Raw genomic sequence first — 861 nt, 5'->3', positions numbered from 1 at the left:
TGGGGATCCTGACGGTCGGTGGCGCGGCGGTGCTGACGGTGCTGACCATCATTGCCGAGCTTTTGACCCGGCGGCATTCGCAATCGATGATCAAGGCCTCGGTGGCGCGCAACTCGGTGGCGGACTCGAACGCCCGCAACAGCGACATCATGCATGCGATGGGGATCACCGGCCGCGCCGTCGAGCGCTTCGAGAAGGCCAACCGCCGCCACCTCGACTGTCAGACAAAGACATCCGACATCGGCGGCACGCTGTCTGGCCTGTCGAAGGTGCTGCGGATGATGCTGCAGTCGGCGATCCTTGGGCTCGGCGCCTATCTGGCGATCCGCGGCGACCTGTCGGCAGGTTCGATCATCGCCTCGTCGATCGTCACGGCGCGCGCGCTTGCCCCCGTCGACCTGGCGATCGCCCAGTGGAAGGGCGTAGTCGGTGCGCGCCGCAGCCATCAGCGGCTGAACGAGACGCTGGCGGTGCTGAACGACAAGAGCGGCTTTGTCGAGCTGCCGGCCCCGCACGAGAGCCTGACGGTCGACAACATCACGACGGTGGCGCCGACGAGCGGCGCGGTGCTCTTGAGCGAAGTCAGCTTCACGCTGAAGGCCGGCCAGGCGCTCGGTCTGATCGGTCCGTCGGGTGGCGGCAAGACGACGCTGGCGCGCTCGATCCTCGGCATCTGGCCGGTGCTGCGCGGCTCGGTCCGGGTCGACGGCGCCGATCTCAGCCAGTGGAACGAGGCCTTCTTCGGCGAGCATGTCGGCTACCTGCCGCAGGACGTGGCGCTGATGGAGGGGACGATTGCCGAGAACATCTCGCGCTTTGCCGAGACGCCGGATGCGCGCAAGATCATCCGTGCGGCCAAGG

General features: G+C 67.5%; 1 protein-coding gene. It reads left to right on the top strand.

Annotation, left to right across the window (positions count from 1 at the left end; translation table 11 throughout):
* A partial coding sequence (locus tag JNB88_RS33120; RefSeq protein WP_220359165.1) for an ATP-binding cassette domain-containing protein occupies positions 1–861 on the top strand: 861 nt, incomplete at both ends.

The sequence above is a fragment of the Rhizobium cauense genome (assembly GCF_019511525.1).
Taxonomy (GTDB): Bacteria; Pseudomonadota; Alphaproteobacteria; order Rhizobiales; family Rhizobiaceae; genus Rhizobium; species Rhizobium cauense.
Note: the sequence above shows the minus strand (reverse complement) of the source record. Positions and strands in the feature narration are given on the sequence as shown.